Annotated in this window: 15 protein-coding genes; all 15 read left to right on the forward strand. The window is 35.7% G+C overall.

The annotated features are described in order from the left end of the window. Positions 1-78: 78 nt before the first annotated feature. Positions 79-990, forward strand: coding sequence for an aspartate carbamoyltransferase catalytic subunit (locus tag V7056_RS03120; protein WP_499699193.1), 912 nt, complete (start codon positions 79-81; stop codon positions 988-990). Continuing rightward, positions 974-2,260 (forward strand): dihydroorotase, encoded by a 1,287-nt coding sequence (pyrC, locus tag V7056_RS03125; protein WP_499699194.1) that lies wholly within the window; start codon positions 974-976, stop codon positions 2,258-2,260. Before V7056_RS03120 ends, pyrC begins: the two co-directional genes overlap by 17 nt. Continuing rightward, on the forward strand, positions 2,257-3,363 hold the full coding sequence (locus V7056_RS03130; RefSeq protein ID WP_499699196.1) for a carbamoyl phosphate synthase small subunit: 1,107 nt from the start codon (positions 2,257-2,259) through the stop codon (positions 3,361-3,363). Before pyrC ends, V7056_RS03130 begins: the two co-directional genes overlap by 4 nt. Continuing rightward, positions 3,348-6,560, forward strand: coding sequence for a carbamoyl-phosphate synthase large subunit (gene carB, locus V7056_RS03135; RefSeq protein ID WP_499699198.1), 3,213 nt, complete (start codon positions 3,348-3,350; stop codon positions 6,558-6,560). The genes V7056_RS03130 and carB overlap by 16 nt, the downstream gene beginning before the upstream one ends. Next, complete coding sequence (locus V7056_RS03140) at positions 6,557-7,327, forward strand: dihydroorotate dehydrogenase electron transfer subunit (RefSeq protein ID WP_499699200.1); 771 nt, start codon at positions 6,557-6,559, stop codon at positions 7,325-7,327. Before carB ends, V7056_RS03140 begins: the two co-directional genes overlap by 4 nt. Next, positions 7,324-8,265, forward strand: coding sequence for a dihydroorotate dehydrogenase (locus tag V7056_RS03145; RefSeq protein WP_499699201.1), 942 nt, complete (start codon positions 7,324-7,326; stop codon positions 8,263-8,265). Before V7056_RS03140 ends, V7056_RS03145 begins: the two co-directional genes overlap by 4 nt. Further along, the gene (gene pyrF, locus V7056_RS03150) at positions 8,237-8,950 is read left to right on the forward strand and encodes an orotidine-5'-phosphate decarboxylase (RefSeq protein WP_499699203.1); all 714 of its coding nucleotides are present in this window, start codon (positions 8,237-8,239) and stop codon (positions 8,948-8,950) included. Before V7056_RS03145 ends, pyrF begins: the two co-directional genes overlap by 29 nt. After that, the gene (gene pyrE / locus V7056_RS03155) at positions 8,947-9,585 is read left to right on the forward strand and encodes an orotate phosphoribosyltransferase (protein WP_499699205.1); all 639 of its coding nucleotides are present in this window, start codon (positions 8,947-8,949) and stop codon (positions 9,583-9,585) included. Before pyrF ends, pyrE begins: the two co-directional genes overlap by 4 nt. 168 nt (positions 9,586-9,753) lie before the next feature. Next, positions 9,754-10,293, forward strand: a complete 540-nt coding sequence (locus tag V7056_RS03160; protein ID WP_499699207.1) for a DUF1572 family protein — start codon at positions 9,754-9,756, stop codon at positions 10,291-10,293. Between the two features lie 308 nt (positions 10,294-10,601). Beyond that, positions 10,602-12,341 carry an ABC transporter ATP-binding protein gene (locus V7056_RS03165; RefSeq protein ID WP_499699209.1) on the forward strand — a complete coding sequence of 580 codons (1,740 nt, stop codon included), beginning with the start codon at positions 10,602-10,604 and terminating at the stop codon, positions 12,339-12,341. Beyond that, entirely contained in the window at positions 12,338-14,110 is a 1,773-nt protein-coding gene (locus tag V7056_RS03170; RefSeq protein ID WP_499699211.1) for an ABC transporter ATP-binding protein, read from the forward strand. The genes V7056_RS03165 and V7056_RS03170 overlap by 4 nt, the downstream gene beginning before the upstream one ends. Positions 14,111-14,141: 31 nt before the next feature. Continuing rightward, on the forward strand, positions 14,142-14,579 hold the full coding sequence (locus V7056_RS03175; protein WP_499699213.1) for a GNAT family N-acetyltransferase: 438 nt from the start codon (positions 14,142-14,144) through the stop codon (positions 14,577-14,579). Between the two features lie 163 nt (positions 14,580-14,742). After that, entirely contained in the window at positions 14,743-15,297 is a 555-nt protein-coding gene (locus V7056_RS03180; RefSeq protein WP_499699215.1) for a DUF4240 domain-containing protein, read from the forward strand. 251 nt (positions 15,298-15,548) lie between these two features. Then, positions 15,549-15,764 carry a DUF5316 family protein gene (locus V7056_RS03185; RefSeq protein WP_499699217.1) on the forward strand — a complete coding sequence of 72 codons (216 nt, stop codon included), beginning with the start codon at positions 15,549-15,551 and terminating at the stop codon, positions 15,762-15,764. 24 nt (positions 15,765-15,788) lie between these two features. Then, a partial coding sequence (locus V7056_RS03190) for a hypothetical protein (RefSeq protein ID WP_499699219.1) occupies positions 15,789-16,007 on the forward strand: 219 nt, incomplete at its 3' end.

Consider the following 16,007-nt stretch of genomic DNA (forward strand, 5'->3'; position numbering starts at 1 on the left):
ATAGATGGAGCACTCTAAAAACATACCTGGGTGCACTAGTTATAAAAAACGGATGAAATTCATTTAGGGGGATGACGGATGAATCATTTATTAACCATGTCTGATTTAACTATCGAAGAAATTCAAGATTTGCTAATGGAGGCTCAAAAGTTTGCAAATGGAGAAAAAACTAGTCTAAAGCGTCAGACATTTGTTGCAAATTTATTTTTTGAAAATAGCACGAGAACTCGTTTTAGCTTTGAAGTTGCCCAAAAGAAACTAGGACTTGAAGTCATCAACTTAGCGGTTGAAAGTTCGAGTATTCAAAAAGGTGAAACTTTATATGACACAGTTAAAACCCTTAAAGCAATTGGGGTAGAAGCGGTTGTCATTCGTCATACTGAAGATGAGTACTTTCAAGAAATTGAAAATGCAGGAATGCCAATCCTAAATGCCGGTGACGGATGTGGAAATCACCCGACTCAATGTCTACTAGACCTTTTAACGATCAAACAAGAATTTGGACAATTTGAAGGATTAAAAGTAGCAATTGCAGGTGATCTAAGACATTCAAGAGTTGCCCGTTCAAATGCAGAAGCACTTACAAGATTAGGTGCGGAAGTATTCTTCGCAAGTCCTGATGAATGGAAAGACGATAAAAATACCTATGGAACATATAAAAATTTTGATGAATTAGTTGAAGAAGTTGATGTCATGATGCTACTCAGAGTACAGCATGAAAGACATGATGAAAAGACTAATCACATTATGGAAAATTACTTACAAAAGCATGGTCTAACAATCGAGCGAGAAGCCAAAATGAAACCAACAAGCATTATCATGCATCCAGCACCATTCAATAGAGATGTAGAAATAGCGAGTGAACTAGTCGAATGCGGGCGTTCAAGAATCTTTAAGCAAATGGAAAATGGTGTTTACGTACGAATGGCTGTATTAAAAAGAGCCTTACCAACTGTATGGGGAGAGATGAAAAATGAAGTACTTGTTTAAAAACGGTGTCACTTTACAAGAAAACGGTGAATTTTTAAAACGTGATGTACTAGTAGTGAATGGGAAAATTTCAGTAATTGCTGAAACAATCATAGATCAAGAAGCAACATTAATTGAACTTGAGGGAAAATTACTTTCACCAGGTTTTATCGACGTACATGTTCATTTAAGAGAGCCGGGCGGAGAGCATAAGGAGACAATCGAAACAGGTACAAAAGCAGCAGCAAGAGGCGGATTCACAACAATCTCAGCAATGCCAAATACTCGACCAGTACCAGATACAATTGAACATTTACAATCATTAAATAAAAAGATTGAGGATACTGCACTAGTTAACGTACTTCCATATGCTTCAATCACAATTCGTCAAGCTGGTGAGGAACAAACTGATTTTGAAACATTAAAAAATAATGGCGCATTTGCATTTACCGATGATGGAGTAGGTGTGCAATCAGCTGAAATGATGTACAAAGCGATGCAAAAAGCTGCTGAGTTAAATGTTTCAATCGTAGCTCATTGTGAAGAGAATACATTAATTCAAAAAGGCTGTGTACACGAAGGGAAATTCTCAAAAGAAAATGATTTAAACGGAATTCCTTCAATTTGTGAGAGTGTACAAATTGCACGTGATGTTTTATTAGCAGAAGCAACTGGATGTCATTATCACGTATGCCATATCAGTACGAAGGAATCAGTAAGAGTAGTACGAGATGCTAAAAAAGCAGGAATAAACGTAACAGCTGAAGTGTCACCACATCACTTAATTTTATGTGAAGATGACATTCCAGGACTTGATACGAACTTTAAAATGAATCCTCCACTAAGAGGATCATTAGATAGAGAATCATTAATAGAGGGTTTACTTGATGGGACAATCGATATGATTGCAACCGATCATGCACCACATACAGCAGAAGAAAAAGCGCAAGGAATGCAGCTTGCTCCTTTTGGGATTGTAGGCTTAGAAACAGCATTTCCACTTTTAAACACTCATTTTGTGCAAACTGGAAAAATGTCATTAAAACAACTAATTGATTTTATGACAGTAAAACCAGCAGAAGTATTTAAGATCAACAGAGGAAAAATTGAAGTTGGAGCAGTTGCAGATTTAACGGTAATTGATTTAGAACTTCATGAAGAAATCGATTCAACAACATTCCTTTCAAAAGGAAAAAATACACCATTTGATGGCTGGAAATGTAAAGGTTGGCCAGTAATGACAATGGTAAATGGCAAATTAGTATATGAAAGTGGGGAAGTAACAGTATGATGCGTCAATTAATATTAGAAGACGGAACAGTTTTTGTAGGAGAAGGATTTGGTAGCGAAGTTGAAACAACAGGAGAAATCGTATTTACAACAGGTATGACAGGATATCAAGAAGTATTAACTGACCCATCTTACTGTGGACAAATCGTAACATTTACTTACCCTTTAGTAGGTAATTACGGAATCAATTTAGAGGATTTTGAAAGTATCGTTCCAGCAGTACATGGATTAATCGTAAAAGAATATGCTGAGCATCCATCAAACTTCCGAAATAAAATGAGCTTGGATCAATATTGTAAAGATAAAGGAATTCCAGGATTAGCAGGTATCGACACACGTATGTTAACAAGAAAATTACGTGAAGTTGGTACGATGAAAGGGAAATTCTGTAGCATGGAAGCAAATGTAGATGAAGTCGTTGCAGAATTAACAAGCACAAGCACTCCATTTTTTACAAACCATGTTGAGAGAGTTTCAACACAGAAGCCTTATAGAAGTCCAGGTAGAGGACATCGAGTAGTTTTAGTAGATTTCGGTATGAAACACGGAATCTTAAGAGAGTTAACTAATCGTAAATGTGACGTTACAGTTGTACCTTATAATGTCTCAGCAAAAGAAATTTTCTTACTAGCTCCAGATGGAATAATGCTTAGTAATGGACCTGGAGATCCAAAAGATGTTCAAGTAGCAATTGAAATGATTAAAGAAGTTGTAGGGAAAGTACCATTATTCGGAATCTGTTTAGGACATCAATTGTTTGCATTAGCAAACGGGGGAAATACGTCAAAACTAAAATTCGGACACCGTGGTGCAAACCATCCAGTAAAACATTTAGAAACTGGTAAAGTAGCCATTACTTCACAAAACCACGGTTATGCAGTGGAAATGGATTCTATTGATGGAACAGACTTAGTGGTTACTCATGTAGCACTTAATGATGGGACAGTTGAAGGACTTAAACATAAATCATACCCAGCATTCACAGTTCAGTATCACCCTGAAGCTTCACCGGGGCCAGAAGATGCGAATTACTTATTTGATGAATTCATGAACATGATGGAAGCTCATAAAAGAGAGGGGAACTTACAATGCCAAAACGCGTAGACATCGAAACCATCTTAGTGATCGGATCAGGACCAATTGTAATCGGCCAAGCAGCTGAATTTGATTATGCAGGTACTCAAGCATGTCAAGCACTTAGAGAAGAGGGATACAAAGTAATCCTTGTGAACTCAAACCCTGCAACAATTATGACTGATGTTCAGACAGCGGATAAAGTATATATCGAGCCTCTAACAGTGGATTTTGTTAGTCGAATCATCCGTAAAGAACGTCCAGATGCACTTTTACCAACTTTAGGAGGTCAAACAGGACTAAACCTAGCTGTAGAACTAGCAAAATCTGGTGTGTTAGAAGATTGCGGAGTTAAAATTTTAGGAACAAGCCTTGAGGCAATCAACAGAGCAGAAGACAGAGACTTGTTCAGAACGTTAATGAATGATTTAAACGAGCCAGTACCTGAAAGTGCAATCATTCACTCCTTAAGTGAAGCTTATGATTTTGTTGAGCAAATCGGTTATCCAGTAATTGTTCGACCAGCATTTACTTTAGGTGGTACAGGGGGCGGAATTTGCCACGATGAAGAAGAGCTAAAAGAAATTGTAGCAAGTGGATTAAAAAATAGTCCAGTTACTCAATGTCTATTAGAAAAAAGCATTGCCGGATTTAAAGAAATAGAATACGAAGTAATGCGTGATGCAAATGACCATGCAATCGTAGTATGTAACATGGAAAATATTGATCCAGTAGGGGTACATACTGGTGATTCAATCGTAGTTGCTCCTTCTCAAACTTTAAGTGACCGTGAATATCAAATGCTACGAAATGTATCACTTAAAATTATAAGAGCACTAGGAATTGAAGGCGGATGTAACGTACAACTAGCGCTTGACCCTGACAGCTTCCAATACTATGTAATTGAGGTAAACCCTCGAGTATCAAGATCAAGTGCACTTGCTTCAAAGGCAACTGGCTACCCAATTGCTAAATTAGCAGCAAAAATTGCAGTTGGCTTAACGCTTGATGAAATGATTAACCCAGTAACGAAGAAAACATATGCTTGCTTTGAGCCTGCATTAGACTATATTGTTTCAAAAATCCCACGTTGGCCATTTGATAAGTTCGAAACAGCAAATCGCCTTCTAGGAACGCAAATGAAAGCAACTGGAGAGGTAATGGCAATTGGTCGTACATTAGAAGAGTCATTATTAAAAGCAGTTCGCTCACTTGAATTAGGTATCGATCATATCGAATTAAATACAGTAAAAGAACTTTCAAAAGAAGAAATGATCGCACGAATGGCAAAACCTGATGACGAACGATTATACATTGTTGCAGAAGCAATGAGAAATGGAATGACGATTGAAGAGATTCATGCAATTACAAAAATTGATTTCTTCTTCCTTCATAAAATCGAAAATATCATTAACATGGAACAAACGATCAAAGCAAATCACTTTGACTTAGATGTCTTGCTTAAGGCGAAAAAGATGGGCTTTAGTGATGAGTATCTTGCAGCAAACTGGAATGCAACAAACAAAGAGATCTATGATATCAGAAAGCAAAATCGAATTTTACCAGTTTATAAAATGGTTGATACGTGTTCAGCTGAATTTGAATCAACAACACCATACTTTTATGGCACATATGAAATCGAAAACGAATCAATCGTTACGAACAAAACAAGTGTTGTAGTACTAGGTTCAGGTCCGATACGAATTGGTCAAGGTGTCGAATTCGATTATGCAACAGTACATTGTGTAAGAGCAATTAAAGAAGCAGGATATGAAGCGATCATCATAAACAACAACCCAGAGACAGTTTCAACAGACTTTAGTATCTCAGATAAACTTTACTTTGAACCACTAACAATTGAGGATGTAATGCACATCATTGATTTAGAAAAACCGATGGGAGTAGTTGTTCAATTCGGTGGGCAAACAGCCATTAACTTAGCTGATAAATTAGTAGAACATGGTGTGAAAATTTTAGGAACATCACTTGAAGATTTAGATCGTGCAGAAGATCGTGATAAGTTTGAAGAAGCATTACAAAAACTAGGAGTACCACAACCGCTTGGTAAAACTGCTATGACACCAGAAGAAGCAGCAGCAATCGCGGATGAAATTGGTTATCCAGTTCTAGTAAGACCATCATACGTACTTGGTGGACGCGCTATGGAGATTGTATATCACCGTGAAGAAATTCTACACTACATGCAAAATGCAGTAAAAATCAACCCAGAACATCCAGTACTAGTCGACCGTTACTTAACTGGGAAAGAAATTGAAGTAGATGCAATCTCTGATGGAATCGATGTATATATCCCAGGTATTATGGAGCATATCGAGCGAGCTGGCGTTCACTCGGGAGATTCAATCGCAGTATATCCTACACAAAATGTAACAGAAGCTGCGAAGCAAAAATTAATCGAATATACAATCAAACTAGCAAAAGGCTTAAATATCAAAGGCTTGCTTAACATCCAGTTTGTTGTAACGGATAAAGATGAAGTTTTCGTACTAGAAGTAAACCCTCGTTCAAGTAGAACGGTACCATTCTTAAGTAAAATTACGAATGTACCAATGGCAAATATTGCAACGAAAGTTATTTTAGGACAAACATTAGCTTCTTTCGGATACGCAACTGGTTATCACCCTGAAGGAACAGAAGTATATGTAAAAGCACCAGTGTTCTCATTTGCAAAACTACGCTCAGTAGATATAACATTAGGCCCTGAAATGAAATCAACTGGGGAAGTAATGGGGAAAGATGTAAGTCTTCAAAAAGCATTGTACAAAGCATTAGTCGCTGCTGGAATGCATATCCCAACTCACGGTTCAGTAATCATTACAGTAGCTGATAAAGATAAAGAAGAAGTAGTAAATATCGCAAAACGCTTCCATGAAATTGGCTTTACAGTCTTCGGTACTGAAGGAACTAAAAATCATTTAGAAAACCACGGTGTACCAGTAAAAGCAGTAAACAAAATTAACGAGCATGAAGACAATATGCTAGACATGATCAAGCGTGGAGATGCACAGTTCGTAATCAATACATTAACAAAAGGTAAAAAACCAGCTCGTGATGGATTCAGAATTCGTCGTGAATCGGTTGAAAACGGAGTAGTTTGCTTAACTTCACTAGATACAGCAACTGCAATACTATCAGTAATTGAAAGCTTAACATTCTCAACTTCTGCACTACCAAACAAAGAAATGAAGGCTGGCGTATTAGTATGATAAAAAAAGAACTCATGACAATTGTCTCAAACAGAGAAATTGCCCATCAAATTGTCGAAATGACATTAAAAGGTGAACTAGTTCAGGAGATGCACTCTCCTGGGCAGTTTGTCCATATAAAAGTGACTGGTGGACTAACACCACTTTTAAGAAGACCAATCAGTATATGTCGAGTCGACAAAGAGAAAAGTGAGTTCACGATGATATTCCGCGCAGAAGGTGAAGGAACGAAGCTATTAAAAGAAGCAAGCGTTGGTCAACAGGTTGATGTATTAGGTCCTCTTGGTCAAGGTTATGATATTGAATCTCTTTCTGAAGGGGATACAGCACTACTAGTAGGCGGTGGAATTGGAGTCCCTCCAATGTATGAACTTTCGAAGCAATTTAAAGCACGTGGTGTAAATGTCATTCATGTACTAGGGTTTGCATCAAGCAATGTAGCTTTTTATGAAAAAGAGTTTTCAGAATTAGGTCCAACTTTTATGGCAACAGTAGATGGAACTCTTGGTACGAAAGGATTCGTAACTGATGTTATCCGTGAAAAAGAGCTTCAATTTGATCAATACTTTGCATGTGGTCCAACTGTGATGTTAAAAGCTTTACAACAGCAATATAAAGGTATGAAGGATGGCTATATATCACTTGAAGAACGAATGGGCTGTGGAATCGGTGCTTGTTTCGCATGTGTATGTCATACAGAAGATGGATCTTATCGTAAAATTTGTAGTGATGGACCAGTGTTCCAGGCTGAGGAGGTAGTTCTATGATTTCATTACAAACAAAACTTCCTGGCTTAGATTTAAAAAATCCGATTATGCCAGCTTCAGGTTGCTTTGGATTTGGTAGAGAGTTTGCCAATTTATATGATTTAAGCGTACTTGGTGCCATTATGATCAAGGCGACAACGGTTGAAACAAGATACGGAAATGAAACACCCCGTGTTGCGGAAACGCAAGCTGGAATGTTAAATGCAATCGGTCTTCAAAATCCTGGATTAGAAAAAGTAATCAATGAGGAATTAAAATGGCTTTCAAGCTATGATGTACCAATCATTGCAAATATTGCAGGTTCAACAATAGATGACTATGTTACAGTAGCAAAAGAAATATCAAAAGTAAGTAATGTAAAAGCATTAGAACTAAATATTTCTTGTCCGAATGTAAAATGTGGTGGGATTGCATTTGGAACGGATGCTGCAACAGCGGCTGAAGTCACAAAAAAAGTGAGAGAAGTAAGCGAAGTTCCGCTTTACGTAAAATTATCTCCAAACGTAACCAACATTGTAGAAATCGCAAAAGCAATTGAAAATGCCGGAGCAGATGGTTTAACAATGATTAATACATTACTAGGGATGAGACTAGATTTAAGAACGGGAAAACCGATTCTTGCAAATAAAACAGGTGGATTATCAGGTCCAGCAATTAAACCAGTCGCAATTCGAATGATCCATGATGTTAGTCAAGTAGTTGGCATCCCAATCATTGGAATGGGTGGCGTAATGAACGCAGAAGATGCACTAGAATTTTTCCTAGCAGGAGCAAGTGCAATCGGTGTAGGAACGGCAAACTTTGTTGATCCATTTGTTTGTCCAACAATCATAGATGAACTACCAGAAGTATTAGAAAAATACGGTTATCAGTCGATTGAAGAATGTATTGGAAGGAGCTGGAAACAACATGTCATCACAAGTGGTCATCGCGCTTGATTTTTCTTCAAAAGAAGAAGTAATGAATTTTGTAAAAAAATTTCAAAAATCTCTATATGTAAAGGTAGGGATGGAACTATTTTACAAAGAGGGTCCAGCGATCATTAAGGAACTAAAAGAACTAGGACATCAAATATTCTTAGATTTGAAGCTTCATGATATTCCAAATACAGTAAAACATGCTATGAAAAATATCGCATCTTTAGAAGTAGACATGGTAAATGTGCATGCAGCAGGTGGAACGAAAATGATGAAGGCAGCATTAGAAGGGCTAGAAGAAGGCACTCCGACTGGTAAAAAAAGACCGTTACTAATAGCTGTAACTCAACTTACAAGCACTTCAGAAGAACAAGTAATCCATGAACAAGGTCTTACATCCTTAATGGATTCGATTAAACTTTATGCTGCAATAACAGAAGAAAGTGGACTGGATGGCGTAGTTTGCTCACCACTAGATGTAGAATTAGTCCAAGCAGCCGTTGAAGGTGATAACTTTATAACAGTAACACCTGGCATACGATTAGCAGATAATAGTGTAGATGATCAAGTACGTGTAACTACTCCGGCGAAAGCTAGACAATTAGGAAGTAGCTATATTGTAGTAGGACGCAGTATTACAAAAAGTGAAAATCCAGTAGAAGCATACGAAGAAATATTAGCACAATGGGAGGGCGTAATCATATGAAAAAGAATATCGCAGCAAACTTATTAAGCATTGGAGCAGTAAGCCTTCAACCTGAAACTCCATTTACTTGGGCATCAGGAATCAAATCTCCAATCTATTGTGATAATCGCTTAACTCTTGGCTATCCAGAAATTCGTAAAAATATTGCAAAAGGTCTAGTTCAATTAATCGAAGAAAAATTTGGCACAGTGGATGTAATTGCTGGAACTGCAACAGCAGGAATTCCACATGCAGCTTGGACAAGCGATTTAATGAACTTACCGATGGTCTATGTCCGCAGCTCTGCAAAAGGTCATGGAAAAGGTAATCAAATTGAGGGTCCAATTAATGCAGGACAAAAAGTTGTAGTAGTAGAAGACCTGATTTCAACAGGTGGAAGCGTCATTACATGTGTAGAAGCATTGCGCGAAGCAGGATGTGATGTGGCAGGAGTCGTATCAATTTTCACATATAATCTACCAGCAGCAGTAGAAAAATTCGAAGCAAATGACGTAACGTACTACTCTCTAACTGATTACGACACTTTAGTAGAAGTAGCAAAAGAGCAAGGCTCTATTAAAGAAGACCATGTAGCAAAACTAACTGCTTGGAGAAAAAATCCACAAGACGCTAGCTGGATGACGGTCGGCGTATAAAATAATGTAGACACATAAGCACAGCCTTAATTGGCTGTGTTTTTTTTATGATTAAACTTTATTTGGTACTTGATAAGAATTTCATAGAAAATAATTGAAACCTATTCATTTTCATTTTTATACTGTTCATATATATGTTTATAGGTATCTTTTAAAGGGGGAAGTTGAGTGTCAGTGGAAGAACTGTTCTTATTAAATAGTTTAAAAGAATTTCAAGGGATTAAAAAACTAGGTGATCTTACGATGAAGCAATTGTCATATGAAGAATTAGTATGGCAGCCCTCTAGTGAATCGAATAGTATTGCCATTATCGTTAAACATTTAAGTGGTAACATGATCTCAAGATGGACTGATTTTTTGACGTCAGATGGAGAGAAAACATGGCGTAATCGAGATCAGGAATTTGAGGGGACTTATTCTTCAAAGGAAGAATTACTCGCAGCGTGGGAAAAAGGATGGGATGTAGTATTCTCGGCAATTAAAAATTTAAAAGAAGATGACATTCTAAAAACAATCACCATAAGAGGAGAAGCTCATTTTGTACTACAAGCAATACATAGACAGATTAGTCATTATGGTTATCATATTGGTCAAATTGTTTATGTAGGAAAACAAGTTAAAAATGAACAGTTTACAAGTTTAAGTATCCCTAGAGGACAATCGGAACAATATTTAAATGAGAAACTTAAAAACGGAAAACTTACATGATGACTATATGAAAACCTAATATAAAATTAAAAATGATCATTAAATCTACGACAAAAGTTGTAGATTTTTTAATGGAGATTACAACAAAACGAGTAATTAATTTCAAACTTAATAATGAAGAAAAAAAGATAGGTAAAGAGTAAAGTAAGAATGAGGAAAGACAAAGATATCACTTGTTTCATTAGAATCGATAGAAACGAAATATTGAAGATTTACCTTTAAATGCGAACTTAGTCTATCAATTCTTTTTTTAATAATGAAAATAGTTAGAAAATAATGTAAAATGTTACAAGTTAGGGGGGAAATATATGAAGATCTTAATTGAAACACTTAATCACTTTAAACCGTACTGGAAAATTTTACTCCTTGCTTTTGGTAGTTCTCTAATAGCTGGAGCTTTTGCAGTTATTCCACCAATTTTAACGGGAAAAGTCGTGGATGAGTTATTAGGAGCTGCTAATTCACAAGTTCTTTTCTATTTTATTTTTGGAATCATGTTGGCATTTTTATGTAAGGTTGTATTTGAATCTTTACAAGAATTTATTCAAGTAAAGATTGGTCTCGATGTCATAAGTGATATGCAATTACGAGCGTTTAAAAAACTTCAAAAAGCACCAATGTCATTTTTTTCAACTACACCTCGTGGAGATATGTTATTTCGATTAACGCATGATGTAGAATCTGTTCAAAATCTGAATAATACTGTTGTTCCGAGATTTATTCAACAAGTGATCGCAGCAATCGCAGCATTTGTTGCAGTGTTTCCTTTGTATTGGCCAGCAGCTGTAATCATGCTGATTGTTTTTGTAATTTATTTAGTACCTTCATTTATGATTGGAACTAAAGTACGTAAAATGGGTGCCATTTCACGAGATATGAGCGCTGATTTATATAATCATACACAAGAGAGTATTGAATCAGTTCGACTTGTTCGCACATTTCAAACGCAGGAACAAGAAAATAAGCGCTTAGAGGAAAAGCTTTCAATATGGAAGAGATTTGCAATCCGACTGGCGCTTTTTGGTAAATTTAATTGGAGATTAGGCAATGTTTTTAATAATGGTGCACCTGGTGTCATCATGTTGGTTGGAGGATATTCAGTATGGCAACATGACATTTCGTTAGGGACTTTAATAGCTGTGTTAGGATTTATTCCGACAATGTTTATGCCGGTGCGCTCTCTTGCTGAAAACGCTCTTACAATTCAACAAGCAATTCCTGCTCTTGAGCGTATTTATGAGTATTTTGATTTACCTTCGGAGCAATCTGAATCATTTCCTATTTTTAAAAATGTAAAAGGTGATATTGATGTGAACAATATTCGATTTACATATCCCAATGCTAATGAAGAAGTATTAAAGGGTGTATCTTTTTCAATAAAGTCAGGGCAGCATATTGGAATAGTAGGAACGAGTGGTGGAGGTAAGAGTACATTAATCCAATTATTATTAGGATTATATGAACCAACATCAGGCTCAATATTTGTTGATCAAAAAGATTTATCAAAACATGATTTTCAATCATTACGCCAACATGTCGGAGTTGTTTCTCAAGAGACGTTCTTATTAAATAGCACACTGAAACAAAATTTATTATATGCTAAACCAAATGCAACTGATGAAGAACTCCTACTTGCCGTAGAAGCTGCTGATTTAGGAGATTTAATAGATTCATTGCCAGAAGGATTTGAGACAATCGTTGGAGAACGAGGTTTAAAGCTTTCAGGTGGTCAAAGGCAACGCGTAGCATTAGCACGTGCAATTTTAAGACATCCGCCAGTATTGATATTTGATGAAGCAACATCATCTTTAGACGGAGAAACTGAAGAGAAGGTACAGTCTTCCCTTGAGAAGTTAATTCCTGGAAGAACGACAATAACGATTGCTCATCGACTTGTTACAGTAAAAGACGCAGATTGTATTTTGTTATTAGACAAAGGTTTAATTGCTGAACAAGGTACACATGAAGAACTTCTATCATTAAAAGGGCAGTATTATCAACTATATATGGCACAGTACAGTGAACTAGATAAGGAGAGTGCCGTATGAACCAAAATAAAATAAAAAAAATAGGTGATGGAAAAAGAGTTATTCAGTTTCTAATACCTCATAAAAAGTGGGTATTTGCAGATTCATTTGTCATAGCATTAAGTCAAATTTGTGCAGCTTTAATTCCGACTTTAGGTATGGGATGGTTAGTAGATCATATCATTCCAAATCATGAAAATACATTACTTTGGGGATTAATGTGGTTACTAGTTATTGCAGCAATACTTGATTTAATTTTAATGGTAATCGACGAGTATTTTTGTCATCATGTAGCAAAGTCAGTTACAAATTGGCAAAAATTACGCTTATTTAAGCATTTGCAAATTTTACCGTATTCATATTTTCATCAATCGAAATCTGGTGAACTTCTAGCTAGAGTATCAGATGACCCTGATACACTTCATAATTTCTTAGCATGGGAAGGTTCTACTTTTATGGCATCAGTACAAGGTGTTGTCATTTATAGTGTTGTTTTATTATGGATCCACCCATACTTAATGGTTACGAGTGTAGTTTTAGGTGTATTGTTTTATTGGACGTCAAATAAAGTTGGGGCTAGAACAAGAAATGCTTCTGCAAGAGCAAGAGAAGAAGCGTCACGTTATTTAGAAAGACTACGTGAATCTGTAACAGGCATCCAGCTATCTAGAATTCTTGGTGCAACAGATTATGAGATTCAAAGTGTAGCAGATATTAGAAAATCATTTGTCAAAGAATCGATCATTGAGTTAAAAGCAAGAATGCAGTCTATTGTTGTCATCGGAAGCTACAATGGTTTCGCTTTGGCTTCGGTTTATTTTATTAGTGTTTTATTAATATCAAATGAACAAATTACAAGTGGACAAATGCTAACAGCGGGCGGTCTAGTTACTATTGCGGCAAATGAAATTCAAAGAATGCTAAGAAATTGGTTATCTGTTAGAAGAACGGGTCCAGCACTTGATCGTTCCGAAAAATTATTAGCTGAGCCAACATCTGCTTTTGAAGTACAAGAAGGAAAGAAACTAGATGTTGTGGATGGTTTAATCGAATTTAAAGATGTTAAATTTGGTTATCCAAATAAAGAAGACCTTGTATTAAATGGCTTAACATTCCAAGTAAAACCTGGAGAGGCAGTTGCCATCGTAGGACCTAGTGGTGCAGGGAAGTCAACAATTGTAGATTTATTATTAGGTCTATATCCATTAAATAGTGGTACGATTGACATTGATGGATTATCAATCGAGCAGTCGAATGCTAAATGGGTTAGAGACTCAATTTCATTCGTCTCACAGGATGTACAGTTACGAAATGGTAGCTTAGCAGATAATATTAAGATTGGAAATGAAAGAGCGACTGATGAAGAGCTTGTTCAAGCTTTAAGAGATAGTGGTTTATCTGATTATTATGATTCATTACCAGATGGTCTACATTCTTCAATTGGAGAAAGAGGAGCGCTTCTTTCAGGTGGTCAAAAACAACGTTTATCTTTAGCGAGAGCACTCGTCAAAAATTCACCAATCTTGATATTAGATGAAGCAAGCTCAGCACTTGACCCTATTACAGAATTACAAATAAATGAGGCAATTCAAAAAAGAAAATCAAAACAATCGGTAATCGTCATTTCCCATCGCCTTTCAACTGTACTAACGGCAGATCGTATTGTTGTATTAGAAAACGGTATCGTTGTTGAAGAAGGTACGCATCACGCTTTATTGGAAATGGACGGAGTGTATTCTAGATTATTTAAACGTGAGGCTGAAACCGGTGAAAATGTAATGAGTGTTTAAAAATTATGTTGAAAGTGAAAGGGGTACTCAAATGAACAGTAAGACCTCAATTCAACACTATGAATCAAAAGAAGAATTACTGAAAGGTTTTCAAGTTTTAAAACAGCTTCGCACACATTTAACGGAAGAATCATTTTTTGAGCTATATGAGGAAATGAAGAAGGAAGGCTACAAGCTAATTGGTTTAGAAGATCATGGTCAAACTGTAGCAGTAGCAGGAATCATTATTTTAACGAATTTCTATAATGGGAAGCACGTTTTTGTCTATGATTTAGTGTCAGATCAGAATCGTCGTTCAAATGGCTATGGCAAACAACTACTAGATTATATTCATGAATTTGGGAAGGAAAACGGCTGCGAGCTTGTTTCACTTCAGTCAGGCTTACAAAGAATTGATGCACATCGTTTTTATGAAGAAAAAATGGAATATCGTAAATTATCATATGCTTTTAGTAAAGATATTAAATAAAAAAGTAAACCCTAGTCGAATGATTAGGGTTTACTTTTTTTGTAGGCTTGTTTCTAAAAGATGTTATGAGTGTAGTTTTTATAAGAATGAAAAGAAGACATATATTTATGCTAAAATGATTGTAGTAAATTTTTTTTATGTAAAGTTAATTGGAGGGAATACCTTGGACAAAAAAGAATTTTGGTGTTTAATAGAAGAATCAAAGAAATTCGAGAATCAAGCAGAATGGTTAACAGAGGTATTATCTCATAGAGAATCAAATGAAATATTAGAGTTTGAATTCTATTTTGAAAGTTTCATGAATGAAAGTTACCAATCTCGCTTATGGGGTGCAGCTTATATTCTAATGGGTGGCTGTTCTGATGATGCGTTTGATTATTTCAGGGGATGGTTAATTGGTCAGGGTGAAGAAATATATCATAAGGTTATAGAAAATCACGAGTATCTTGCAACATATATCCGTGAGGAAACTCTAGATGAAGAGGGTTATCCTCAAAATGAAGAGATACTGTCAGTCGGCTTAGATGCTTATACATTTAAAAAGACTGGAGATACAGAATGGGATGATCACATTCATGATGAAATGTTAGAAAAACTCGACAAAAAAGGACTAAAGCCAGCTGTCGACTTTGAATTTGATTGGGAAGAAGATACAGATGATTTAGAAAATATGTTTCCGGAATTATGGGCAAGATTTGGAGAAAATCCACTAGGATAATATAGATAGTTAATCAAAGAACAAATGTAATCTAATAGTAAAGTGTAAAAACAGTTCAAATGCGTAATTTGAGCTGTTTTTTTTATCTCTAAGAGAAAGTATGAATGTACCCATTCTTAATCCATCTAAAGTGGTCTACTAGAAGTATGCGATCTAGCATTCTTAGCTTATCACTTATTTTAAAGGACATATATAAACAAAGAAGAATAATATAAAATATGTAAATATTTACCAAAAAAGTGAGGGGTAAGATGAAGATACTTAATCTATTTATTTTCATTGGAATCATTGGATTTTTATTATCAGGAATAACATTGGGTGTTTTTACTAGTGGTGAACAACAAAGAGCTAATTTTTATACACAAATGAAAGAGGATCGGAAATCAAATTTTAAATTTTCATTATGGTCTGGACTGGTAGGAATGATTTCATTTTTTATTGCAGGGGTCATTTATTATATTCAGTAGATGAAAAAAGAAGGGATAAATGAGATGGTTCAAAATAAGTTAAAAGTTTATCAGTTCTTAATTAGTTCATCTATTTCAACTTTCGTATTTATAGGAATCAATATTTTATTATATGCATTTGATTATTATGTTTTAGATAATCCTACATCTCGTAGTTTGATTGGTCTTGGCAATACAGTTGGAATAAGCAGCTTTGCTTATAGTTTATTATTTGTCATTATGATTAGCATCCCTTTTATTTAT

It is taken from the genome of Bacillus sp. JJ664 (genome assembly GCF_036962205.1).
GTDB lineage: Bacteria > Bacillota > Bacilli > Bacillales > Bacillaceae_G > Gottfriedia.